Source organism: Candidatus Hydrogenedens sp. (genome assembly GCA_035378955.1).
Lineage (GTDB): Bacteria > Hydrogenedentota > Hydrogenedentia > Hydrogenedentales > Hydrogenedentaceae > Hydrogenedens.
In genome coordinates this window covers 1-25,860 of the sequence record DAOSUS010000008.1, presented here as the reverse complement: position 1 = coordinate 25,860, position 25,860 = coordinate 1, and the positions used below count along the sequence as shown (strand labels likewise).

General features: G+C 33.7%; 20 protein-coding genes. 13 read left to right on the top strand and 7 right to left on the bottom strand.

Annotation, left to right across the window (positions count from 1 at the left end; translation table 11 throughout):
- Positions 1–58 precede the first annotated feature (58 nt).
- Entirely contained in the window at positions 59–1,699 is a 1,641-nt protein-coding gene (locus PLA12_03190) for an adenylate/guanylate cyclase domain-containing protein (protein HOQ31497.1), read from the top strand.
- Positions 1,700–1,721: 22 nt separating this feature from the next.
- Here the strand turns inward: PLA12_03190 and PLA12_03185 are convergent, their stop codons facing one another.
- The gene (locus tag PLA12_03185) at positions 1,722–2,324 is read right to left on the bottom strand and encodes a hypothetical protein (GenBank protein ID HOQ31496.1); all 603 of its coding nucleotides are present in this window, start codon (positions 2,322–2,324) and stop codon (positions 1,722–1,724) included.
- 114 nt (positions 2,325–2,438) lie between these two features.
- Between PLA12_03185 and PLA12_03180 the strand changes: the two genes are divergently transcribed.
- The 5 genes from PLA12_03180 (at position 2,439) to PLA12_03160 (ending at position 9,161) form a co-directional block, all read left to right on the top strand.
- Positions 2,439–3,458: a hypothetical protein gene (locus PLA12_03180; protein HOQ31495.1), complete on the top strand. Its 1,020-nt coding sequence runs from the start codon at positions 2,439–2,441 to the stop codon at positions 3,456–3,458.
- A 61-nt stretch (positions 3,459–3,519) separates the two neighbouring features.
- Positions 3,520–4,455 carry a hypothetical protein gene (locus tag PLA12_03175; GenBank protein HOQ31494.1) on the top strand — a complete coding sequence of 312 codons (936 nt, stop codon included), beginning with the start codon at positions 3,520–3,522 and terminating at the stop codon, positions 4,453–4,455.
- Between the two features lie 15 nt (positions 4,456–4,470).
- Positions 4,471–5,085, top strand: a complete 615-nt coding sequence (locus tag PLA12_03170) for a MotA/TolQ/ExbB proton channel family protein (protein ID HOQ31493.1) — start codon at positions 4,471–4,473, stop codon at positions 5,083–5,085.
- 85 nt (positions 5,086–5,170) lie between these two features.
- Entirely contained in the window at positions 5,171–5,323 is a 153-nt protein-coding gene (locus PLA12_03165) for a DUF5989 family protein (GenBank protein HOQ31492.1), read from the top strand.
- A 67-nt stretch (positions 5,324–5,390) separates the two neighbouring features.
- Positions 5,391–9,161, top strand: a complete 3,771-nt coding sequence (locus PLA12_03160) for a tetratricopeptide repeat protein (GenBank protein ID HOQ31491.1) — start codon at positions 5,391–5,393, stop codon at positions 9,159–9,161.
- 10 nt (positions 9,162–9,171) lie between these two features.
- Here PLA12_03160 and PLA12_03155 read toward each other — a convergent pair whose 3' ends face one another.
- Entirely contained in the window at positions 9,172–10,362 is a 1,191-nt protein-coding gene (locus PLA12_03155; protein HOQ31490.1) for a DegT/DnrJ/EryC1/StrS family aminotransferase, read from the bottom strand.
- 30 nt (positions 10,363–10,392) lie between these two features.
- Here PLA12_03155 and PLA12_03150 point away from each other — a divergent pair, with 30 nt between their 5' ends.
- The 7 genes from PLA12_03150 (at position 10,393) to PLA12_03120 (ending at position 19,144) form a co-directional block, all read left to right on the top strand.
- A complete protein-coding gene (locus PLA12_03150; GenBank protein HOQ31489.1) occupies positions 10,393–11,325 on the top strand; it encodes a lysylphosphatidylglycerol synthase transmembrane domain-containing protein in 933 nt (310 codons plus the stop codon).
- Positions 11,322–12,314: a radical SAM protein gene (locus PLA12_03145; GenBank protein ID HOQ31488.1), complete on the top strand. Its 993-nt coding sequence runs from the start codon at positions 11,322–11,324 to the stop codon at positions 12,312–12,314. The genes PLA12_03150 and PLA12_03145 overlap by 4 nt, the downstream gene beginning before the upstream one ends.
- 30 nt (positions 12,315–12,344) lie before the next feature.
- A complete protein-coding gene (locus PLA12_03140) occupies positions 12,345–14,090 on the top strand; it encodes a carbamoyltransferase C-terminal domain-containing protein (protein ID HOQ31487.1) in 1,746 nt (581 codons plus the stop codon).
- Entirely contained in the window at positions 14,065–14,730 is a 666-nt protein-coding gene (hisH, locus tag PLA12_03135; protein HOQ31486.1) for an imidazole glycerol phosphate synthase subunit HisH, read from the top strand. The genes PLA12_03140 and hisH overlap by 26 nt, the downstream gene beginning before the upstream one ends.
- On the top strand, positions 14,717–15,535 hold the full coding sequence (locus PLA12_03130) for an AglZ/HisF2 family acetamidino modification protein (protein ID HOQ31485.1): 819 nt from the start codon (positions 14,717–14,719) through the stop codon (positions 15,533–15,535). Before hisH ends, PLA12_03130 begins: the two co-directional genes overlap by 14 nt.
- A 17-nt stretch (positions 15,536–15,552) precedes the next feature.
- On the top strand, positions 15,553–16,704 hold the full coding sequence (locus PLA12_03125; protein HOQ31484.1) for an N-acetyl sugar amidotransferase: 1,152 nt from the start codon (positions 15,553–15,555) through the stop codon (positions 16,702–16,704).
- 148 nt (positions 16,705–16,852) lie between these two features.
- A complete protein-coding gene (locus tag PLA12_03120; GenBank protein HOQ31483.1) occupies positions 16,853–19,144 on the top strand; it encodes a glycosyltransferase family 39 protein in 2,292 nt (763 codons plus the stop codon).
- A gap of 1 nt (position 19,145) precedes the next feature.
- Here PLA12_03120 and PLA12_03115 read toward each other — a convergent pair whose 3' ends face one another.
- The 5 genes from PLA12_03115 to PLA12_03095 form a co-directional block, all read right to left on the bottom strand.
- Positions 19,146–20,219, bottom strand: coding sequence for an alpha/beta fold hydrolase (locus tag PLA12_03115; protein HOQ31482.1), 1,074 nt, complete (start codon positions 20,217–20,219; stop codon positions 19,146–19,148).
- A gap of 14 nt (positions 20,220–20,233) precedes the next feature.
- Positions 20,234–21,703 carry a hypothetical protein gene (locus PLA12_03110; GenBank protein ID HOQ31481.1) on the bottom strand — a complete coding sequence of 490 codons (1,470 nt, stop codon included), beginning with the start codon at positions 21,701–21,703 and terminating at the stop codon, positions 20,234–20,236.
- A gap of 29 nt (positions 21,704–21,732) precedes the next feature.
- On the bottom strand, positions 21,733–23,178 hold the full coding sequence (locus PLA12_03105; GenBank protein ID HOQ31480.1) for a radical SAM protein: 1,446 nt from the start codon (positions 23,176–23,178) through the stop codon (positions 21,733–21,735).
- Between the two features lie 15 nt (positions 23,179–23,193).
- Positions 23,194–24,345, bottom strand: a complete 1,152-nt coding sequence (locus tag PLA12_03100; GenBank protein HOQ31479.1) for a glycosyltransferase family 2 protein — start codon at positions 24,343–24,345, stop codon at positions 23,194–23,196.
- A partial coding sequence (locus PLA12_03095) for a tetratricopeptide repeat protein (GenBank protein HOQ31478.1) occupies positions 24,342–25,860 on the bottom strand: 1,519 nt, incomplete at its 5' end. The genes PLA12_03100 and PLA12_03095, both read right to left, overlap by 4 nt.

Below are 25,860 nucleotides of genomic sequence, written 5' to 3'. Positions count from 1 at the left end.
AATTAAATTTAAATATCAATTTCTATAACTATATGTTATTAAAAGGAGTTGGTATATTGTGCCTTTATTGATTATTGAACAACAGGGAATTTCTACACAGACGGTTCCTATTGAAGACAAAGAGATAGTTTTAGGCAGGTCGAATGACTGTGATGTGATTTTATTCACGGAAGAAATATCGCGACATCACGCAAAGATTTTTATTAAAGATGGAGCGTATATTATTGCTGATTTGAAAAGTTTGAATGGCACTTATGTAAATCGTCAAAGAATAGTGGAACATAAACTCAAACATTTGGATGAAATATGGCTTGGCAGTAAATGCAGAATTGTTTTCAGAGATGACATACCTAAAAAAGATTCCAAAACTTTTCAGGATAAGGACAGACATGAAAGTAAGTATATAGACCAGATGGAACATGTTCGTGAGGAAATAGAAGAGGTCAAAAATACTTTATTTAAAATATCCAAGGAAGAAGCGGAACCGACCCTACAAAAGACGAAAGAAGTCGTTACCCCCTCTATTGATATAAAGAAACTGACTCGTACTTATCGTCGGTTAGATGCGTTATATAAAGCAACACAAATTATGGGTTCTGCACATCACTTGGATTCAAAACTTGAACAAGTTTTAGACCTTGTGATAGAAGTTTTAGGTGCGGAACGAGGCTTTATCCTTTTGAAGGATGAAAATAAAAATACCTTAGTAACGAAAGTTGCACGGGCAATGGGTTCTGGATTAGAAGCGAATTTACCGAGTATGGGTATAGCAGGAAAGTCTGCCATAGATGGTGAACCCGTACTTATGATAGACCGTTATGCAGATGTGGAGTTTGGAAATAGGGAGAGTGTTATTGCCCGCAAAATAACAAGTGCTATGTGTGTTCCCCTAAGAATCGAAGATAGGATATTAGGTTCTATTTATATTGATACGATTAAAAAGAAGGCTTTTTTTGATGAGGGAGATTTAGATTTATTCTGTTCTATGGCTAATCAAATTGCCCTTGCTATAGAAAATGCTCAATTAAATATGAAGATGCTTGAAGAAGAAAGAAAGAGGGATAATTTCCGACGATTTCTGCCCGATATTGTTGTTGAGCAAATCATAAGCAAAGGTTCTGCTATTCAATTGGGTGGTGAAAAGAAAAAAGTTGCCACAATGTTTTGTGATATTCGGGGTTCATCACAGATGGCGGAGCGACTTTCTCCACAAGAATTACTCTTTTTGCTAAATGAACATTTTACGGCAATGACAGAAATCGTTTTTGCCTGGAATGGAACATTGGACAAATATATAGGCGATGAGATTATGGCTATATTTGGTGCACCTATTTCCACAGGAGATGATACATATTCTGCTGTGTGTGCTTCTTTAGATATATTAAAAAGAAACGAAGAACTGAATGTATTAAGAGTTTCTGAAGGAAAACCTGCTTTTCAATTGGGTATTGGTATCGAAACGGGAGAGGTAGTCGCGGGATTTATTGGTTCTCCGAAACGAATGGAATATACTGTTGTAGGGGATAGGGTAAATTCTGCAAAGCGTTTGTGTGATATGGCAAATCCAGGGGCAATTGTTGTGGGAAGTGGAGCATGGGCAGAGTTAAAGGGAAGGGTTAGAGGTTCTCCTATTGGTACCTTTAAAGTAAAAAATAAAGAACAATTCATTGTGGCTTATGAGGTTAAAGGGCTGATTTAGAAATAAATGGGAGTTTTTTATCTTATGATGAATGGGGAGTTAATAGGAACTTCCAGATAATAAAGGATAAACACAAAACACCTGAAATGATTATCAAAATATGAAAAATCCACTGTTTTATAAAAGTATTCCTGTTGGTGTTTGAATCCAGTTCTATTCCACTCGGGCTATATAGTAATTCAGGAGGCTGATTTTGCTGATAAATAGATTGAGCCATTTCGATTGCTCGTATTGCTTGCTTATAAATAGCCTCTTTTAACACCTTTTTCCCCTGAGGATTATCTAAAAGCACATAACCTGCTTTTTTCCAACCTTCCTCCAGTCTTTTTTTCCGCAGTACAGGTGCTTCATATGAAAGTTCAATCCGATGTCCTAATTCTCGGCGATGAATTTGCGGTGTTTCCCATGGAGTATCTACAACAATTTCCACCGATTTACTTTTTAATTCAGGAAGAGAAGCATTATCTACCCATTGCCCCTGAATAATAATACCCCCATAAAACTCAGATTGTTCTCGTTGAATTTTTATTAAGAATGTTGGGATATTTTCAGGGATTTCTCCGTAAAAAGTTTGTGCTCCATTAGACAAGCACCAAAGTATAATATAAACAGATAATTGAAACATAGCCTTAATAAGAAAAGAATTTTTACTTTTTTTCGTTATATGATATAAGATTGTATGATATTTGACCTTTAATTACATAATTAAAAAGTGTTGTATTACTTTATGAGAAAATCTATGCAGAAAAAAATATTATATTTCATTGGGATATGTATTCTTCTTATTTTTGTAAACCTATCTTGCAAATCTACTCCGAAAGAAGAACGAAGTAATTCCCTTGATGAGATGATACAAAATGAAAATGTTTTTGACCTTATTAAGGAATCGGCTTTATTAAATGTTATTGTCAGAAGATTAGGAGGAGAATACCCTATATCTATTTCCATTGTTAATGGTGCTGAAACACGATGGGTTCAAATTGATAAACCTGAAAAGGAAATGGCTAATTTAATTCAGCAAATATCTGAAAAGACAAATATGTCTTTGCAGGAAGTAAATGATTATTATTTTTTATACCCGACGGAACAATCTATATACGAAAACCTGACACGATTGTCTTTAATGGGTAAATTTCCCTCAAAATATGAACATATAACAGTAACAGCAGGGTTCGGAGCAGGGACGAAATTATTTAATGTTCTCAATAGTCTGAATTTTACTTATGGTTGTAATATTGTTGCCGATAATAGCATAGCAGAGTTACCCGTAGGGGAGGTGGTTATTTCTCAGAAGCCTTTAAGTATAGCATTGGAAATGATATTAAAGAGTGCCCGTATTGTTCCCCAGAATATTCGGTGGTGTGCTACTGACGATTTTATATTTTTCTATACTACATTAAATATGCGAATGGACCAACTTGTTGATTGTAAAATCTTCAACCCAGAGACAAAACAATCCTTATTGGATAAAGAAGTAATAATTTCCTTACCCAAATCCGTTCCGTTGGATAGAAAAGTTTCTCTTCCTTTTTATGAAGGAGCATTACCATTATCTAAAGTGGCTCCAGTTCTTGCAAATCAAACAGGACTGACCATTGAAATGATGCCCGGGACAGAAAATTTACCTGTGAACCCATGTTACTTAAATAAAATGAAACTCAAATTAGCCCTTGATTTGTTGACTTTTCAGTGGTTGGATATATCATATTCATATCTTGTTGAAAATGAAAAAATTATTTTTACTAAATTGGGCAAATAAACCCGAAAATAACTAACTTCTAATGAATGACCATTTTTCCTTAAGCCCAAACGGAAAGCAAATGAATTATACGAAAACAATGTTTGTTTATCTATTGTTTTCATTAATATTTCATTGCTTTATTCTTGGGCTTTTCATGGGAACCTCTTCCTATTCAAAATTAACCCCCTATATTTCAAAAGAAAAAATTATAAGGGTAGAATTTTTAAAACAAGAACAACAAGAATCAATTAAAAAACTGGTGGAAGTTGTAGAACCAACAGATGAAATTCCCTCAAAAACTGAAAATATTGCAGAGGCTAATTCGATATCTTCTGGTCCTGTTACAAAAGAAGGAGATACTCCTGGACCTCCGTTAATTGAAAATTCAAAAATTGAAACATTAGGTTCTAAAACGGAAAAAATCCAGGTTGCTAATGTTATTCCTCAGACGAAGAAACCGCCTAAAATACAAGCTAAGGAAACGGAGAAAAAGAAAAATGAACTCCCTGTTGAGGGAACACCTCATAAGGAAAAGGAGGAAGCAATACTATTAAAAAAAGAGGATAAAATAGACGAGAACCCATTAATAGAAAAGCAAAATCCAGAAGAAGTTTTAGAACCTGAATATTCAGGAAAGGCACTCCAGAAACCACAAGGGAAAATTTATAATCAAGTAAAAAAAATAGGAATACTGGGTTACGAAGCACTTCAAGACCAATTGGCGCCCTATTTGAAAGAAATCCAGCAAAGGGTAGAAAAATATTGGCGTCACTATTTATATACACGCTATTCTGGAACAAAACCTACAGAAGTTGTAATTGATTGTGAGATAAATCCAGAGGGTAAAATTGTTAGAATAGATGTAATTGGAGAACCTGAAGACCCATTATTTTTAGCTATTTGTAAACAATCGTTACAAAAATCGGCACCCTTTTCGCCTTTTCCGTTTCAGGTATCAGATATATATAGCAATAAAAATTTGCAAATTCGGTGGACATTTAGTTTTATGTATTGATAAAAGGAGTTTTATATGAATTGGATGAATATGATATATCAAGGTGGGTGGGTTATGTTTCCACTTGGGATATGCTCTGTAATAGCCTTAGCCATAATATTAGAGCGTTTTTTTGCATTAAGGATGAAAAAGAATATCCCTGAGAACCTTACTCAATTACTTTCTTATCCTAATATGTTAAAAGATTTAGAAACTATCCGTTCTGTATCTCAGCGGAATGTTTCACCTCTCGGCATACTTGTAAATGAAATAATCAATCTTCGTAGTGAGCCCAAAGATGTTCTTGTTGAACATATTAATACATTAGGTCGAACTCAAATAACATATTTAGAACGAGGTCTAACTGTATTACAGATAATATCTGTGATTAGCCCCTTATTGGGTTTACTTGGGACTGTTTTAGGTATGGTAGATATATTCAATGTAATCACAGTAGGTGGAATTGGAAATGCACAGATGTTGGCACAAGGGATATCCAAAGCACTTATAACAACGGTAGTTGGATTAATTATTGCAATTCCATCATTAGTAGCCTATCATCTATATTTAAGAAGGGTTGAAGAAATAGGAATAAAAATACAGGAACTTATTATGCCTTTTTTAATGAAAGTGAAGAGTATCGATAAATAATTTTTCTGTTTATTTATTCCTTTCCCATGAGAATAATCAAATTTTGTATAATAAATTATAAAATACGATTATGGAGACATTATTCATGAAAGAATTATTAAAAGAGTTCTGGGATTTCTTAAAGGTTAGAAAGAGATATTGGCTGGCTCCTATTATTATTACTCTGTTATTACTGGCTGCCTTATTTATCTTCGCGGGAAATGCTGGAGTAATCTCGCCATTTATATACGCTTTGTAATTTTGTTGGGTTTTTTATATTTTTTAATTTAGTTATCTTGCTCAGATAGATATATAAGGAAAAGTGTGTGAAGGAAAATAAAGTCAGGTTTGTTTTATTCCTTATCCTTCTCATCGCAACAATTTTAAGAGTTTGGTATCTTTATGAAGTATATAAATACGCTCCTGATTATTCAGCCCTTCAACAGGACCCGGAAGTACAGGATTATTTTGCTCGTGCTATAGTAACGGGGGATTGGAGTGTTCCTGAAGGTGTAACCGACCCAGAAATGCGAACGACTCCTTTTTTTCGTCCACCGGGTCATGGGTATTTTTTAAGTTTCCTTTATCGTTTTATTTCCGATAGTTATCTAACTCCTCGTATTGTTAATGCCATAGCAGGTATATTAACGGTCCTTTTGTCATTTTATTTAGGGAGGGCTATATTTAATGAAGTTGTGGGGCTCATTTTTAGTTTTTTAGTTGCTACATATAGTGTTTTTATCTACTGGGAAGGAGAAGTAAATGACCCTGCCTTATTCGTCTTTTTGGTTGTTCTTATTTTTTATATACTATATCGTTGGAGTATTCATAAAAAATGGTATTGGTGTATTCCTTTAGGGTTATCCATTGGTGCTTATGCAAGTATGAGACCCAATATATTATCTTTTGGACCTTTTATAGCCTTATGGATGGCATGGATTACATTTAAGAAAAAAAAATATTTTTTGTTTATTCCATCATGGATTGTTCTTTTTATTTTTACTTTTGTTCCCATTATACCGATTACTCTCCGCAACTATATTGCTTCAGGAGAATGGGTCCTTATTTCTACATATTTTGGTGAAAATCTTTTTATAGGTAATAACCCGGAATCCGATGGGACAACGCCATGGAACCAATATTTGCAGAAATTAGAAGGAACCGGGAACTGGACAGCCCGTGATTATGTGAATGTGGTGAAAGGATTAGGTAGAGAATTGGGGATAAAAAATTTGAAACATGCAGATGCTTCGAAAATATTTACACAAAAAGCAATAGAATATATTAAAACACATCCTAAGGAAACGATTATACAGGTATTAAAAAAAGCAATTCTTCTCTGGTGCCCTATCGAAATTACTTGTAATAAAGTTGTGTATTATGAGATAAAGCATTACCCTCCGTTGAAATATCTCCCTACTTTTCCATGGGCGGGAGGACTTTTTATTGCAGGGACCCTTCTCCTTCTTTTTAATATGAGATCTGGGTTGAACAAAGAAAGTATTTCTAATCTTCTTTTTTGTTCGAGTGGTTCTTATTCCGTTGAATTGCTGTTATTAATTTATTTATTCATTATTACCTATTTAGGTAGTTTCTTAATGTTTTTTGTGAACGGGAGAGCAAGAGTTCCTGTTCTTCCCCTATTCTTTTTAATAGGTGCTAACTTTATTTATTTCTTAGGGTTGTGCATTAAAAATAAAAATGCTTTATCCTTAACTCGTTGGTTGTCAATTCTCCTTATAAGTTTTATTTTAATTTCTGTCCGATGGGTTCCCTTTGAGCCTGATTTAGCACGATGGCATTATCAACGAGCAGATTCGTATTTAAGGAGGGGTGAAGTTCAAAAGGCTCTGGAAGAAGCACAAACCCTTCTTTACATGCCTAAAAGTTTGCCCTATATGCACCATCGTTTAGGTAAAGATTTATTTAAATCGGGTTACTTTAAAGAAGCAAAAGAACAATTTGAAAAAGGTATCCGATTAGACCCGAGTTATCAGGATATGTTTTATTATCTTGGAAAAACCTATCTTGCCTTGAAAGATGAAGTAAATGCGGAAAAATATTTTAAAAAATCTCTTGAATTAAATCCGAATGATGCCCGTTCTCACAATGAAATAGGAGAAATTTTAGAACATCAGGGAAATTGGAAGGAAGCCCTTTCTCATTATGAGAAGGCTTTACAAATCGTTCCTGATTTTACTTATGTCCTGGATAAATATGGCAGAATACTTTCATCACAAGGACGGTCAGAAGATGCCTTGGCTTTTTACCAGAAGGCATTAGAAACAGACCCTTCCTATCAGGATGTATACTTTCTTATAGGTCGAGAGTTGAAAAATTTGGGTCGAATTGAAGAAGCACGAGATACTTTGTTAAAAGCGGTAGAGTTAAATCCTAAGGATGCAAGAGCACTTTGTGAGTTGGGGAACATTCATGCAGATGAAGGGGAATGGGACACAGCAGAGAAATATTATCGGCAAGCAGTGTCCGTCAGACCTGATTTTGCCTATGCTTATGAACAATTAGGAAGAATTCTTTTTGCCAAAGATAATTTGACAGAGGCTGAAAATAACTTTAAAAAGGCCATTGAACTAAATTCGGAGTATCAAGATAGTGTTTATCTTTTAGGGTGTGTCTTAAAGAAACAGGAAAGAATAGATGAAGCAGAGAATTATTTTCGAAGGGCGATAGAATTAAATATTCGAGATGCTCGGGCATGGAATGAATTAGGGGAGATTATGGAATTGAAGAAGGACTACGAACAAGCGATTACCTGCTATGAAAAAGCATTAGAAGCCTATCCCCAATTTTGTTATGTGATTGCCAAAATGGGTGCTATTTATGCCAATAGGGGAGAATATGAAAAATCGTTAGAAAAGTTGAAGTTGGCGTTAAATATTGACCCGAATTCTCAAAATGTTTATTATATGATAGCGCAGGTATTGTCGAGAATGGGGAAAAAAGAAGAAGCGATTTCTTATTTTGAAAAAGCAATAGAAATGAACCCCAAAGATGCACGGGCACATCGAGAATTGGCTATCTTAATACAGGAAGATAAACCAGAAGACGCCATAGAACACTTTAAAAAAGCATTAGAAGTTGTTCCTGATTTTACATTAGTATTAAATAATTGGGGGAGTTTATTAGTTAAGTTAAACAAATGGGACGAGGCGGAAAATAAATTTTATGAAGCATTAAAAATAAGACCTAATGATGAATTGGCATACTATAATCTGGCTCAGTTGGCAGAAAAGAAAGGGAATACTGAGCAGGCAATAGAGTTGTATCAAAAGGCGATGGTAAATAGCCCCAATAATTCTTATATCCCTTATGACCTGGGGGTTTTATACGACCGAATGGGAAAATCAAAAGAAGCGGAAGATATGTATAACAAAGCGTTGGAAATAGATGACAAAAATCCACTGGCATATAACAATTTAGGGTATCATGCTTTTTTGTCGGGGGATGTTGACAAAGCAATAGAACTTTATCAAAAATCCTTGTCTATAAAACCCGACCTGATAAATGCTCTCTATAATATTGCTGAAGCTTTTTATGCAAAAGGTGAATTAGAAAAAGTTATTCCATATTTTGAAAAGGCATTAGAGAAACAACCTCAGGACCATAATCTTCATAATACATTAGGCTTTTATGCGTTTCAGGTTAACAGATATGATTTAGCAGAAAAACATTTAAAAGAGGCGGTAAATTTAGAATATAGATTTCCTCTTGCGTGGAGAAATTTAGGGAACTTATATAGAAAGCAGAAAAGATATGAAGAAGCCGAAAAGGCTTACAAGACCGCATTAGAAATTTATCCCAGTGATGGTGAAGGTTGGGCAATCTATGCTGGATTTAAAAAAGAGATAGGTGATTATCAACAGGCAATACAACTTTATCAAAAGGCTATTAAAGAACTAAAAGAAAAAGAGGCTCCAAAAGAGATAATTACAGAGGTATTAATAGAATTAGGGGAAACATATATAAAATTAAGTGATAAGGATAATGAAAAGAAGATATTTTCAGAAGTTATAGAACTCAATCCTCAAAACGAGGATGTAAAACAAAGGCTTAAACAAATGGGATTTTCAGATTAACAGTTTTTACTTATTCTACAAGTTCGTTCAGGCAATTACATATATATTCAATGGTATCTTTTGAAATAACATCATAGAAAGGTAACGCAAGTAAATAGGGATAAACTCCATTCGCATTTGGACAATGTGATTTTTCAACTAATAGGGACACATCATCTATAACCTCTTCTTTAAATGCGGTATCTATTCCATGGAAAAGGAGAGATCTACAGATGTTATGAGATTTTTTAGGAAGAATAACAACAAACATGTAATAAGAAGGTATACATTCAGAAGTTACATAAGGAATATCAATTTTATCGGATAATAATTTGCGGTATAATTGTGCTACTTCATTTCTTTGCGCTATTCTTGAATTTAGTAAAGATAACTTTTCTATACCTATACTTGCTTGTAAAGGTGTAAATTGGATATTTTCAGGGGGAACACTTTGAATTTTACGGTATACAAATTCCAGAGACTTGAAGAAAAATCGGAACAGTCTTAAAAAGAGAATGGGATACATAAGTTTTAATTTATATAGTGCCTGTTCTAACTTAATAGACTTTGCTTTTTTGGTTATTTCAGTTGTGTCTAAAATTAGTTTTTTATTATATTCTCTTACGAAATCAATTAGTGATAAGTCTTCACTAACAAGCATTCCCCCACCGTATGTATTTATAGGTTTAGATATATCAAAACTAAAAAAGCCCGCATATCCAAATGTTCCTACGAATTTATTTTGTATTTTAGCGCCACATGCATGAGCAGCATCTTCTATAACAGGGATATTGTTTTCCTGTCCTATTTTACATATTTCTTCAATTAGGCAGGGGTTGCCAAAGGTATGTAATGCGATAATGGCTTTGGTTCGAGGTGTAATTAAATTGCGTACCGATTCGGGGTCTATGTTTAATGTTTTAGGGTCTATGTCGGCACAAACGGGTTTAAGACCTAATGATTTGATAATACTTACCAATGCCTTCAATGTTAGGGCTGGAATAATTACTTCATCATTTTCTTGAAGGTTCAAATATTGTAAAATAAGTTTAAGTCCAATTCTTCCGGAGGGAAGTGCAACCGTATTGGGAGAACCTATGAAATTACCAAACTCTTTTTCCCATTGAGAAACAATATTGTAATTCGATAGTAATGGGTGGGAAGGATTTAGAACTTCGTTATATTCAGAGGGTAAAATATGTATCCATCTTCGTGGTATCATATACAATCCTAATTAAAGATAATTTAAGCAATGTTTAATTTTATAAAAAATAAAGACAAAATATTAAATTTACTTCATATATTTGGTTTTATTCTTCTGATTATAATAACCTGTTTTGGAATCTATCAGATAAGAGAAGAGAATCTGACAGATATAAAGAATTTAATCATAAATAGGTGGGGATTATTCTTATTTGCATGTATTTTACGATTATTAGATTGGATATTGGATTACTATTTGTGGAGATGTATGCTTAAGAAATATTCTGCAAATGTTCCTGTAATAAAATCTGTTTGGATTTACCTTAGTGCGGGAGCAGGCATTGTATTGCCAGCACAGTTGGGGCGGGCATTAAGAGGTTATGTAATTACAAAAACAACAGATATTCCCCTTTCAAAAGCAATGTCTTTAGAATTTTTATTTTTATTATGTGTTTTTGAAGGAGCGTTTGTAGTAACAATTATATCTTTGGGATTTTATGCGAATACTTTGTTATTGCCAATAATTCTTTCGTTATTATTATTAATTATGTTTCCATGGATGCTTAGAGTATTTAAACCCTGGCTAACGAAATTTAAAATATGGATATCAGAAGATTTAATTCGCCCTTTATTTCTTATGGTATTTTGTGTAGCTTGTTCAATAGGTTGGACTATTAATGGTTTTATCTTTTATTTATTATTAGGAGGAAAGGAATCGGGAATCTATTTAAGTCAAGCAGAAATTACTGTTTTGGGGAATCTGCTACTTGCGATATGTAGTGGTATTCCGGGAGGGATTGGAATTGTTGAAACGACAATGAGTATTTCCCTACACTGGCTACAGGTTCAATTACCAGAAATAATCCTTGTTATAGGACTGTTTCGTATACTTACATTCTGGATATGGATTCCTGTTGGTTGGGTAGCATTAATCCGATTAAAATTGTATAAAAAGATTGATTTGGGAAGTAGTATTCAATGAATAAAATAAAAAATATTCCTACCATATTAAAATCATGGATAAAAACAAAGGTTTTAGGAGTAAATTCGCCATTATTTGTGGAATGGAATATAACTTTTCGTTGCCCCTATCAATGCCTTTATTGTGGTTCAAGAGAAGTATCTGTGAATGAATTGGATACAAATGAAATATTAGAACGATTGGCGATTTTATATAAAACAGGGGTGAGATGGATTACATTTGGTGGAGGAGAACCTTTAATTAAAAAGGATATAATGAAAATTCTGGAACATGCAAAATCACTGGGATTAAATGTTTTTTTAAGTTCAACGGGTGTTAATATAGAAAAATATGATGGGATTGAAAAGTATATAGACCATATTAACTTGAGTTTTGATGGTCCTGAAGAAATACATGATGAAATACGGGGAAAGGGTACTTATAAGCGTTTATTTGAAGTAGTGCAATATTGCAAGATGAAAAATATATCCACCTCTTTTTTATGTGTAATTTCCAAACTAAACATAAATACAATAGATTTTGTTTTACAGAAGGCTCAGGAAGAACATACAAAGGTAATGTTTCAGCCTGCAACATTACATCTGGATTCATCGCTAAAACCCAATCCTATTGCTCCTGATAAAGAAGCGTATTATAATGCGATGCAGGATATAATAAGAAAGAAAAAAGAAGGGGCACCTGTCCGTAATTCATTTGCAGGCTTAAAGTATTTAAGTAACTGGCCTCATCCAACAAAAATATGGTGCTGTGCTGGTAGGTTAACATATACAATTGAGCCAGATGGAACCATACTTTCTTGTCATTTGTTTGGAACCCGAGAATTGTATAAACAGAAAAAAGATAAAGATAATGGAAAAGATTTTGAAAACTTAATAACTCATTTAACTGTACCCACAGGTTGTGCCACTTGTTGGTGTGCACCGATAGTGGAACTTGCTCTAATATGGAATTTAAATCCTTCAGCAATCTGGAATGCTCTCTGGATATAAATTGTTTTTATTTCAAAGGAATGATTGTTCATGATAATACTTGGAATTAGTGAAGATTTTTTCGATGCAGGTGTTACTATTTGCAATGATGACCAAATATTATTTATGTCCAATGAGGAACGATACACTCGACGAAAAAATGAGGGAGGATTTCCATACTTATCTCTGGAAAATGCTTTGAAGCAAACAGGTTTAACATGGAAAGACATAGAGGGAGTATGTGTTTCAGGTTTTGTAACCCCATTCCCTTTTTTCCGTTTATTCCCTAACTTGCAAAAAAAAGCATTTCTTTCCAGAAGAGAGAAAAATCAAAATAGTGAGACCTACTGGAATAACATTACAGAATGGGCGGTTTCCTATAATCCTATCAGCTATATCAATCCTTCAGACGGGATGAAAAAAAATCTATCTATCGTTTTAAGAAAAATAATTCGCAAACGCTTACCGTTTCTTCCTGCTAATATCCCTATTCATTTTATTGAACATCACGAGGCCCATGCATGGGGAAGTTATTTCTGTTCAGGTTATAATGAAGCCCTTATTGTTACTGCCGATGGAATGGGAGACGGTTTATCCTTGACTATTTCTAAAGGAAAAGAAAATACAGTAACGAGATTATGGAAATCCTCTGCAAAAAGTTCTTTTGGTTTGTTTTTTGAAAATCTGACAGAAGTGTTAGGCTTTGTCCCATGTAGAGATGAAGGAAAACTTACAGGACTTTCCGCCCATGGAGATGCAAACAAAATTGAAGATGAAAACCCTTTTTCATGGAACGAGGATTTCCTTTCGTATAAAGGCCCTTATGGTAAAAAGTTAAGAGAATGGCTTTTGCATTTATTAAATAAATATTCACGAGAGGATTTATGTGCATGGTCCCAAAATATTTTAGAACAGACAATTTGCTCTTTAATCCGATATTGGCTAAATAAAACAGGACTTAAAAAAGTAGCGGTTGCAGGGGGGGTATTTGCTAATGTGTTGCTAAATCAAAGAATACATGAGTTGCAAGAAGTCGAAGAATTATTTGTATATCCCAATATGGGAGATGGAGGATTGAGTTTAGGAGCGATATGTTCGCAATATCAATTCTATCCCAAATCACTTCCTCACGCATTTTGGGGAGATTACTTTAGTAATGAAGATATTAAAACAGCAATAGTTAAATTGGGTCTTCCATTTAAGGAACTTGATAGTCAGCAAATATTTTCGTTTATAGCAGAATGTATTTACCATAAAAAAATTATCGCACGATTTTATGATAAAATGGAATGGGGACCGCGTGCTTTGGGAAATCGTTCTATTTTATGTGATTCAACAATGCGGAATATAACGGAAAAATTAAATGCTATGTTAAGACGAAGTGATTTTATGCCTTTTGCTCCTGCTCTTTTAGATGAGGATACGGAACAATTTTTGGTAGGATATGAAAAGGCAATGCATGCAGGTGAATTTATGACATGCTGTTTTCGAAGTACCCCAAAAATGAAAGAACAACATGAGGCGGTCGTTCATATAGATGGAACAACACGAGCCCAAATTGTAAAAAAAGAAAATAATCCGACTTTTTACGAAATATTGAAGCATTACAAGAATTTATCAGGAACCAGTGTAGTGCTGAATACAAGTTTTAACATGCATGAATCGCCTATTGTTCGAACTCCAGAAGAAGCATTACAAACATTTAAAGAATCAGGATTGGATTATCTATTTTTAAATAACTTTGTGGTGGCACAAAGTCAGGATAATTTTAATGAAAACGGAAAACACACAAAATAACAAAATAAAAATTGGGATTATTGATTACTCGGCAGGAAATATACATTCTGTATATAAGGCTTTTGCAAAAAAAGGAGTTTCTATTGAAATTGTTAATAAAGAAACCGAACTGGATGTATTTGATGGTATTGTTTTGCCAGGGGTTGGTGCTTGTGGTAGTGCTATGGATTTTCTAACAAAGATAGGTTTGATCCGAAGATTAAATTATTATGTATTGGAATTAAAAAAACCTATTTTAGGTATTTGTTTAGGTTTTCAAATTATGACAGAATTTAGTGAAGAAGGTCCGTCGAAAGGATTAGGTTGGATACCCGTAAATGTTTGCCATATACGAAATGTAGTTAAAAGCCCTATTCGAGTGCCTCATATCGGTTGGAACGATGTAAAGGTTTATAAAGATGAATTGTCTTTATTATCCGGAATGATAGAAAATCCTAATTTTTATTTTGCCCATTCTTATTTTGTCCCTTTCAAAGAAATTGATGGAAATCTGGGGGTAACAGAATACGGCACTTCTTTTATTTCTTTATATCAAAATAAAAACATTTACGGAACACAGTTTCATCCTGAAAAGAGTTATATAGGTGGTGCTTTATTGTTACAAAATTTTTTGAACGAGGTGTTAAATGCTAAAAGTTAGAGTAATACCAGTCCTTTTATTGCGACATTGGGGTTTGGAAAAAACCATTCAGTTTTCAAATCCGAAATATGTGGGTTGTCCTATTAACGCGGCTCGTGTTTTTAATCAACATAATGTTGATGAATTAATACTTTTAGATATTGTGGCGACACTTGAAAATCGCCCTCCAGAAATAGAAGTTGTTAAACAAATATCGGCAGAAACATCCATGCCGTTTACCGTCGGAGGTGGAATTCGCGATATTCATACCATAAGAGAATTGCTGAATGCAGGGGCGGATAGAGTAGTCCTTAATACTTCAGTAGTAGAGGTTCCTAATTTATTGCAGAAATCAGCCGAACAATTTGGGAGACAGTGTATCGTAGTGTCAATGGATGTTCGTAGAATAAATGGTAAATATGAAGTGTTTACACATGGAGGACGAAAATCGACAGGTCTGAATCCTGTGGAATTAGCAAAAAGAGCAGAGGCGGAGGGTGCAGGAGAAATATTGATTACAAGCATTGATAGAGATGGCACACTTGAAGGGTATGATTTAGACTTAATAAAAATGATTACAGATAATGTTCAAATTCCAGTAATCGCATGTGGAGGGGCAGGTTCTGTTAAGGATTTGGCAGATGCCTATTACCAATCGGGAGTTTCTGCAGTGGCATGTGGAGCCTTTTTCCTTTTTTACGGTCCGCGGAGGACTGTTTTGATCACTTATCCCACAGAAGAACAACTATTAGAGTATTTTAAACCCGAGCATGTTCGAAAAAGAGACCCCAAAAAGCCTATTGATTTAGAATTATCACGATTATAAATAGAGGTAGTATATGTATGATTCGTCAAAATGAAGATAAAATATTATGTAAGCGATGTGTAATGGATACATCTATTCCCGGGGTTTATTTGGATAATCAAGGAGTATGTAATTTCTGCCACATGCATGATAAGTTAGATAAACGGTTCCCTGTTGGGGAACAAGGAGCCATGATATTACAAAAGATAGCAGAGAAGATAAGAAGAGATGGACGGGGGAAAAAATATGATTGTGTGGTGGGTGTCAGTGGAGGAAGAGACACTTCCTATTGTTTGTATTATGTAAAAGAAATTATGAATTTACGCCCTCTGGCTGTCCACTTCGATAATGGTTGGGATTCAGAAATTGCCAAAAGCAATCTCGCAAAACTTTGCGATAAATTGGATGTGGAATTACATACCATAATTATGGATTGGCCTGAATCACGAGAATTAACCAATGCAACTATCCGTGCCTGCGTCCCTTATATAGACCTGACAGATGATATAGGAATTGCAAGCAGTTTATATAGGACTGCAGTTGCAGAAAATGTTCGTTATATTATTTTAAGCCATTCTTTCCGTGAAGAAGGGGTAACCCCACTTATGTGGAATTATATTGATGGGAAATACACAAGGGCTATTATTGAACGATATTGTAAAATCCCATTAAAACATTTTAAGAATGTTGAACTTTGGGATATGATTTATTGGATATTATGGAAAAGAATTCGAGTAATTAACATTACAAATTATTATGATGATACAGGAGAGAAAATCGAAACCTTGCTTAAGGAAAAGTTCGATTGGCAGGATACAGGACAACATCACTTAGATAATGAACTGTTTACTCTTGTTTATTACTATGCTCGAAGGAAATTTGGCTTTGATTGGCGTGTTGTAGAATTATCAGCAAAAGTCAGAACAGGTGTAATATCACGCGAATCCGCATTAAAAGCATTACAAGAAATTCCGTTTTTTGAGGATGAAGAAAGAATTGAACATTGTTTGAGAAAACAGGGTATAAGCCGAGAAGAGTTTGAGGCAATTGTTAATGCTCCAAACAAATATTTCACAGACTATCCTTCATATTATCCTTTATTACGAAAATTTAAATGGTTTGTGTGGATTTTGTGTAAATTGCACACTATACCAGCACATACTTATGAAAAATATTTTCATGCTATCTGAAATGATAAAAGTATTTGATGTGAAATCTTAACATTTTTGGGGTAAGACAAATGGAAAATATTCATTAGATAAATCCCTAATATATCTTTATCCCCATCCTTGAATAGTATTAGCGTTTCTATATTTCCTCAATGTGCTACAAAAGGCTATGGAATTTGCGAATATTCAATTGCTAAACTGTGAGTATAAAAATTCTATTTTTAATATCACGATTGAAGGCAATACTGTGGAAAGAAAAGAAGAACAACAAAAATATAATATACAACTATTTGCTTTTGGGTTACTTATTGTTTTATTAGCCTTTGGGGTTCGTATATATAAAATTTCCGATGAGTCGGTTTGGTGGGATGAGTATTCAAGTTTAGTTCATATTAATTCGGACTCTTTAAAGGAGTTTATTTATTTAAATCCCCTTTATGACCCTGCAACCATGCCTGTTTATTATGTACTCGAATACCTTTTCTGGCATTATGTATCCCCGTCTATTCTAGGTCTTCGTTTGTTTTCTATTCTGTTAAGTGTGATAACAATCCCTGTTCTATTTCTTATAGGTAGAAAATTAAATTTAGAAAAGATAGGTTTGGTGGCAGGATTATTTTTTGCTATATCCCCGATACATCGTTTTTTTGGTCAGGGAATACGAATGTATGTTTTACTGACTTTTTTATTCGCTTTGTCTATATACTATTTGCTTTTATGTGCTGAGAATAGTAATAGGAAAAATTGGATTGCCTTAACATTAGTAAATGCACTTCTATTATGGACACATCCTTTTGCTGTGATTATTGTTGGTATAGAAGTTTTATGGTTGTTTTATATCTTTTACATTGATAACAAAGAAAAATATTTACCTGTTATTCTGCAAATATTAATTAGCATTCCTTCTGTTTTGTATGTAATGAGCATAAATTATTACTCTAAAGAACAATCTTTCTGGTTTAAAAAGCCAACTTTATATGAATTCATCGGAGATTTGTTTGCAGATGATGCTGTAGGAATGACATATCAGGTAAGAATTATAAAAGAGGTATTGCCCCAATATTTAATAAATATACATCCAGTTATGGATTTGTTTTTGTTATCAATAACTATCCTGGTGATTGTTTTATCCATTAGGTATATTTTCAAAAGGGTAGGAAATGATGAAGAATTAGATACAAAAAACAAGGTAATACTTTTATTGCTGATAGCATTCGTTCCCCCGATATTTTTATATATTCTTTCTATTTTATGGAGACCATGTATTTTTCCACGATACACATTGTATAGCAGCCTGGCAATATATTTTCTTTATGGCTATTTGATTAAGATAAATAAAAAAAGGAGATTAAATTATATTCTCATATTTTCTTTGATACTCATATTTTTTTATCAATTACTGATTACTCTTCCTGGACCTCAAAGAACAAATTGGCGAAATACGGCTCGTTTTATAGAACAACAGTCATTGAATACAGAAAAGGTTTCTGTATTTGTATATCAAGCAATAAATAAAGATGTTTTTACATTTAACTTTAAAAATAAAAACATACCAATATCATTTGTCGAAGATATAGATTCATTTATTTCAATTGCCCAGGAACTGTTTCAGAAAAAATCAGGTTGTTTTACGGATAAGATTTGGTTTGTTTATGTTTCTTTTTATTTTGGGGAATTTGGTTCTCATGAATTAGAGCAATTGTTAAATAGCAACAAAATCCGATATGAGACTTATGATTTCTATGGGATAGAACCTATTCGGTTATATAAAATTTTACCTCAAGAAGAAATTACATATTCTTGTTGGACGGGCAAAGAATTAGAGAACGATTTTTTAAAGTTCACAATATCTGATTTTGCTCTTGCTAATGTTGAAACAGACCATAAAGAATGTGCCATGTATCTAATTGAAAGATTAATAAGTAATGACCCATTACAAAAGTTGCAATTTCAAAATTTATATAATGCTCTAAAAGATAGAGGGGATGTGCCAAAACTTACAAAATCTCTGAGGTATTACCAAACAAGCCAGAGAAGTATAAGTCCGAGATATAAAGAATATTTTCTTAAGAAAGCAATTCAGTTGGATAAGAATTTGGAGTTAGCATACCTTTGTTTTGATGCTATTATGACATCTATAAATGGAGATATTAAAATTACAAAAGAAAAACTTTACCATATTGTTGATATAAATCCTGATATTGCTCTTCCTCGAATTGCCTTAGGTGTGATTGCTCTATCTGAAAATAATGAGGAGGAGGCGAAGAAATGGTTCTATTCTGCTATACAAAGTGAAAATGGACTATATCAGTCATGGAAATACCTCCTCGATGATATTTTTATAGAAAAAGACTATAAAAAAGCATTGCAGGAATATTATGATTTGAAGAATAAAGGGATTTTTGTGGAATCCTTTTTTGAGGAGTATCTAACTAAAAAATTAGCAGGTGGAGACAATTAATTTATTTAGTGTTCCAACCTAAATATTTATCTAAAAAACAATAGGCTTCTTCTCGTATTTCCGGTGGAAAATCATGTCCACAGTCAGGATGAATAACTTTTAAATGTTCTTCCACATTGTAAAGCGCATAAATTTTTTTTGCAGATTCGACACAATCATCTACCCCGGACACTTCAAAATTATTGTCGTGAAGGGGAGCATTAATGAACACAGGACGAGGAGCAAGAGTCCCGAGAATTTCTGTAAAATCAAAAGGGAGTAGGTCTGGATTACATTGATATTTTTCTTTTATTCTCGGCATATAACCTTTATGAGACCATCCCGTTAAATCGCCACCGTAATACTTTTTCATACGGGTAAAACCGCAACTGGTAACCATTACTTTAATCCGTTCATCAAAAGCCCCTAAAAAGAGGGCATTGTGTCCACCTAAAGAATGTCCAACAGCAGCAATTTTATCTTTGTCTACTTCTTCTAATGTTTGTAGTAGGTCAATACAACGACGATGATTTCCAATACCTTTTGCAGTGGCACTCGCATATCCCATGGAATATACATCAATTTTATAATCACCAAACCCAGGGTAATCCGGGGCAATAACAATATATCCTCTTTCTGCCAGTTCTTTAGCGAGATGTCTGTTTTTAGCATCGCCTATACCAACAGGACTGGCTTTCCCGATATCTATGGTTTGATGTAAACATACAATAGCCGGTCTTTTTCCGCTAATATTTTTAGGCATTAATAAGTAAGCAGGTAATCGGTCGTTGTTTTCTGCGTTAAATGAAATTTTTTTTCGCCAATAGGAACCCATATCCTCCGTAGTTTCTACTTGCATATCCAATGGCGGTAAATGAGAACGGTTAGGTAGGGAACCCATAACAAGGAGCATGTTTTGCAGTATATGATTTTTCCTTATATCCCATTCTTTTAAACTTTTTATTTCACAAATTTCTCCGCTTTCCCCTATATAATAAAGCAAATTAGATTTGTCCTTATAAAAAGGAGGTTCACCCACCATATATTGTTGATTTAAGAAAAAAATAAGAAGTAATATAGGTGCTTTATTGAGCATATTTGTCTCCTTTATTACTTAAATTGTATTGCATATAAATCTGTATCTTTCATTTTAAAGGATAAACGAACAGGGATTCCTTGAAGTGATGATAAATTGCTGATATTATTCCAGGAGGCTTTGAAGTTAATTCGATTCCCCTTCAATGGAATAGAATTACTAAATTCATATCCGGATATTGGATTTCCATTTATGTCCTGAATTTCTATATTTATATAACCTGCAGCAGAAGTAGCAAAATTAAGAAACAGATTATCCCCTTTAAAGATTATGGGTACGGTTGTGATAATACCTTCTATATATCCGGCAGAAAGACAGGAGAAGCCATCTAACCTGAGCAAATATCGCTGGATATATGCGGTATCCTGAGCATAATTTTTTTGAATATAAAAAGCCATTTGATAATCGCCTGCTGGAACGATTCCCCGCACAGGATAATTGGTTCTGGATACCCAACTTTCAATGGGGTACTCAGGCTTAAAGAAAGCATTTAAGAAGAATCTGTTATATATATTATCTCCTCGACTACTCATAAAAATTACATCAGAACAATCATGACTATAATCAATTTCTACTCCTATGGATTTTATTTCTTCATCGGATAGCACCTTACATCCCGGAACAAATCGGGCTGCTAATGATACATATATATGAGGAGCATTAAAATAAGGGACTGTTTGATTGGTATATATATGTTCCCAAGGTGCATTTCCTTTGTCCATTACTACAGGTTTTTCCCAATTCAAAAAATCCGAACTGGTTGTTCTACTTACCCAACGATATTCATCATTTGGACCATTCCATGTTCTAAAATACAAAACATATTTCTGTTCAGAAATAGACCAAAATGCTACATTTTGCGAGTCGAAGGCAAATTCTTTCCATGATTTTCCTTTAAGTATTGGCTTATCTGATAGTTTCTGCCAGTAAAGCCCATCTGCAGAAACAAAAACAAATAGTCCACTATCGAAAGTTCCTGCCACTGCTTTATAGCGTTCCTCTTTTGGAACATCAGGATTTTCATCTATGAACGGTGCGAAGTTATGTGAAAAAGGCGGGTTATTTGCAAGAACTACATTATTATCTCGACTTCCTGCAATTTCAAAAAGACCTAAAGAAGGTTTTGTAAAATGAATACCATCGGGACTTTCTGCATAGCAGGTAACTTCTGCATTGGAACCATCCGATTTTGAGACAGGTAGTCCCCGATAATAAAGGCGGTAAATATCTTTATCATGGATTAATGTTACATATCCACTAAATTTACCTTCCCATGGCTTATCAAAATATAAAACTTTCTCCGCAGGAATAGGCTCACATAACTTAAAAGATACATTTTCTAATTTATCAATTATTTTGTTGTCAATAAAGATTTCTCGACGATTTTCTATGTTATATATCTCTTCAGTTATTCCTGTATGTTGAAAGATTATCAAAAGGAATCCTACAACGATTAAGTTAGTAGAAAATTTACTAATTTTCATAGCCTATTCTTTATTTTAAGGTTGATTAATTACTTTTTATTGCTTGTCCACTTTTTTAGAGTTAACCTAAACCAATAATTGAATGCCTTTATTTGGTTCTTCAAATGATGAGGACGACGAATTGTCCTTGCAATGGTTCGGGCAAAATATTGAGGTCTGAGGTAATATCTTCGATATGCAGATTGCACCTTTTTTGTTAGAGTATCTAAATCAGGGTATGTATTAGGGAGATAGGAAGGTAGGTGTTGCCCTATAAATTCAAAGCATTGTCCTTCTTTCATGGCGATTTCTGCAAGTAATGTTCCAGGGGCTACATAATAAGAGAAAAAAACAACATAATCTATATTTAGTTCACATGCAAATCGTATTGTTTCTTCGCTCATTGCAGGTGTTTCCGTAGGAAACCCCAAAACAAAGAAAGCCCTTGTTTCCATTCCGGCAGATTTTGCCCATTGAACTGCATCACGACATTGTTCTAATGTATGCCCTTTACGAATAAGTTTCAGTATTTCTTCATTTCCGGATTCAATACCAAATTGAATACTATAACACCCTACTTCTGCCATTTCATTTAACATTTCCGGAGTTACTGTATTTACTCGTGATAAAACAGACCAGTCTAATTTTACTTTTTCCTGTTTTAGAAGGGAACAAAAATTGTGTATCCATTCGGGATAGATACAAAAATTATCATCCCAGAACACAATATTTTTGACCCGATATTTTCCAATGAGGTCTTTTAATTCTGCTACAACATTTTCGGGAGACCGACGACGAAATGGAGAAGCATATTTCCCCCCTTGATAACAAAATTTACATCGTGCCCAGGGACAACCCCTTGCCGTAATCATTGACATGGCGGGTCGTTTAGGACTTAAACTTGGCAAAGGTTCATATAATTCATGGTTATAGATATGTCGAGAAGGAAAAGGTAAAACATCCAGATTATCTATTGGAATAGAGCAACCTGTATCCACGATTTCATCATTTTTATTTTTATAAATAATTCCCTTTACATTTTTATATGTACCCCCAAAGAAAATCTTTTCCAATAACTCTAAAAGAGGAACTTCTGCGTCTCCAGGTATAACATAGTCTATATAGGGACAATCCTTTAATACCTGTTCTCCAAAGGAGGTAGTATGAGGACCTCCCATTAATAATGGAATAGTTGGGCATTCCTCTTTTAATTTTCGAGCAAGTTGGTATGAAGAATTGAGAAGGAAAGTAGTGAAAGATGAAATTCCAATAACATCGGGTTTGAGGGATAAAACGCGGGAAACAGTTTCTTCAATAGATAACCTTTCAGCAACAGCATCAACAAAATGGCAATGATATTTCCCCGTTTGTTCTAAATATGCAGTAAGATACCCCACACCCAATGGTGGCATTAACCCGATTTGCCTTTTTCCTTCTTCCTGCCCAATAGAACGGGAATAAGGATATGGTGGCATTACAAACACAACATGTATCATATTATTATTATAACTCTATGACTTTCTAAAAAATTCTTCTTCTTCAGAGACACGAATTCCAAATAATCCTATTAGGATAGAACTAAACAAAACCTGAACCCCTTGAATAAAGCAAAGAATACCCCAGAAAAAATTTTTAATATTTATATTCACTATATCTGTTTTATAATAAAGGGCATAAAGCATTACAAATATACCTAAAAAGCATATTCCCAATCCTAAAAGCATTCCTTTTTCTACTTTAATTATTTTGGATAAAAAAAGTAGATATTTTGAAGGCGTATATCTGAATTTTGAACCACGAACTCTGCCTTGAGCAATCACACCAATTAATAAAATTTGAGTTGCAATAATATTTGTCAACAGAGAGATAAAAAAAGAGGTATAAATATCTATATAGTTAGGCAGAATAAACAACGCAAGATAAGAAAATCCCAATAATAAAAAACCGGGTATAAGGAACCAATTAATAGAGCAATAATGAAACATAAGTTGTAGATGTCTCCATCCATCACGGACTGAATGTAGGTGGGGGTGTCTACCTCTCTGATCACAGTGAAAATGAATAGGAACCTCGGTTATTTTAATTTTAGTCCAGTGTGCTTTCGCTATCATTTCGGAAGCAAATTCCATTCCTTCCGAGTGCAAATCTAATTTATCAAACGCTTCTCGGGACATTCCTCGCATACCAGAATTAATATCCGATATATTTGCTTTAAAAAAAATATTCGCAAGGAAAGTCATAATAGGAGTGCCTACATATCTATGTAACCACGGCATTGAACCGTCATCAATAGTTCCTTTTTTACGAGACCCAAGAACAAGGGGATACCCACCCCGCAATTTTTCTAATAATTGCGGAATATCTTCAGGGTCATAGGATAAATCAGAATCAAAAAAGATAATATATTTTCCTTTTGCTTGTTTTATACCATTTCGAAGAGCATTCCCATATCCTGGAATGGTAACTTTTACTACTCTTGCTCCTGCTTGTTCCGCAATTAAAGAGGAGTTATCCGTAGAGTTGTTGTCTGCAACAATAATCTCACCGTTAATATGGTTTTTAACTAAAATCTCTTGTATCTTTTTTATACATTGCCCTATAGTGCGTTCTTCATTCAAACAAGGTAATACAATACTTAACTCTATTTCATCAGAATGTTTCATTTATCGGTATTTCCTTGTTTTTCCAAAATAAGGGAAGATAAGGATTCAATCTGTTCAGGGTCTTTGATGTTTTGTTTTGCCTTTTCAAAGATTTCCAATGATTTATTAACATCCCCTTTATCTATATAAATTTCCATCAATTTCCTATATGCAGGTATAAACGAAGTATCCATAGTTAATATTTTATTATAAATATCAATAGCCTCATTGTTTTGATTACTTTTATTATAGATATTTCCAAGAGTAAACCATAAATTAATAGATTCCGAATGTGTTTTTAAAACTTCTTTTAATTCCCAAATACCTTTTTCTGGATTTCCCATCTCTGTGTAAAGCAAAGATAAAGCAATACAAAGTCCTATATGTTCCGGATTTGTTTCAAGACCTTTATCATAGTAATATAAGGCTTTTTTTGTATGGTTTTCTGAATAGAAAATATCTCCTAAATTTGCGTATGCAAGTGTAAAAAAGGGGTTTTTATGTATACACTTCATTAATAAGTTTTTGGCTTTTTCCCAGTCATTTTTTTCTGAATAAATCATGGCAATATTATTGAGCGTATTAGGTTCTTTATTATCATAGGATAATACTTGCTCATAATATAAAAGTGCTTTTTCATATTGTCCCGAATTGTGATAAACAAATCCTAAATTATAGAGTAGTTCTATATTGTGAGGTTGTAATTTTAAGCTATTTTCCAACAATTCAATGGCTTCAGTGTATTTCTTCTGTTGGATATATAATTCTGCCAGATTAACTATGGCGAGATTGAAGTTAGGTTCTATTTCAATAGCATACTTATAATGATTTTCAGCTTTTGGCAAATCATTTTGTTCCTTGTAAATAACACCTAAGTCATTATGAACCCTTGGGTCTTTGGGATTTAAGGATAGGGCGTTTTTGAATTCTTTGATGGCTTCATCATATTTTTTTAATTTCATGTATAAAGCCGCAATATGGTAATAAATATCTTCTCTATACATAGAAGGTTGTTCGGAAGGGTCCGGACTAAGTGCAAGTCGTAATAAATCTATTGCTAATTCAGAATAATTTAATTTTTTAAGTGCATGTCCCAGTCGGAATGGCATATAAGTCATAGGGCGTTCGGGTCGAGACATAAGTGCTTGTACTTCCTGTAAGGCTTCGTCAACTCGCCCTACACGAAGATAAGAATCGGCACGGTCGTAATGCCAGCGACACATATCCGGTTTATAGGGAATAATGTCAATATGAGTTATAAAGAAGAGTAGGACTAAAACAAAAATACTTATAAGTGAGGAAATTATTTTTTTCTTTACCAATAAATTCCGAATTTCCGAAAAAGCATATCCACCTATAACAAACATCAATCCTAATATAGGAACACGAGCCCTTGCATTTACGAAAAAAGGTAGAAAAGAAGCAAAATAGGTAAATATAAACAATAAAATTAAAGTCAGGAAATAAATATTTATATTTGTATCTTTGGATGTTTTGTTTAAAAATATATTTGTTATCAAAAAGAACAAACCTAAT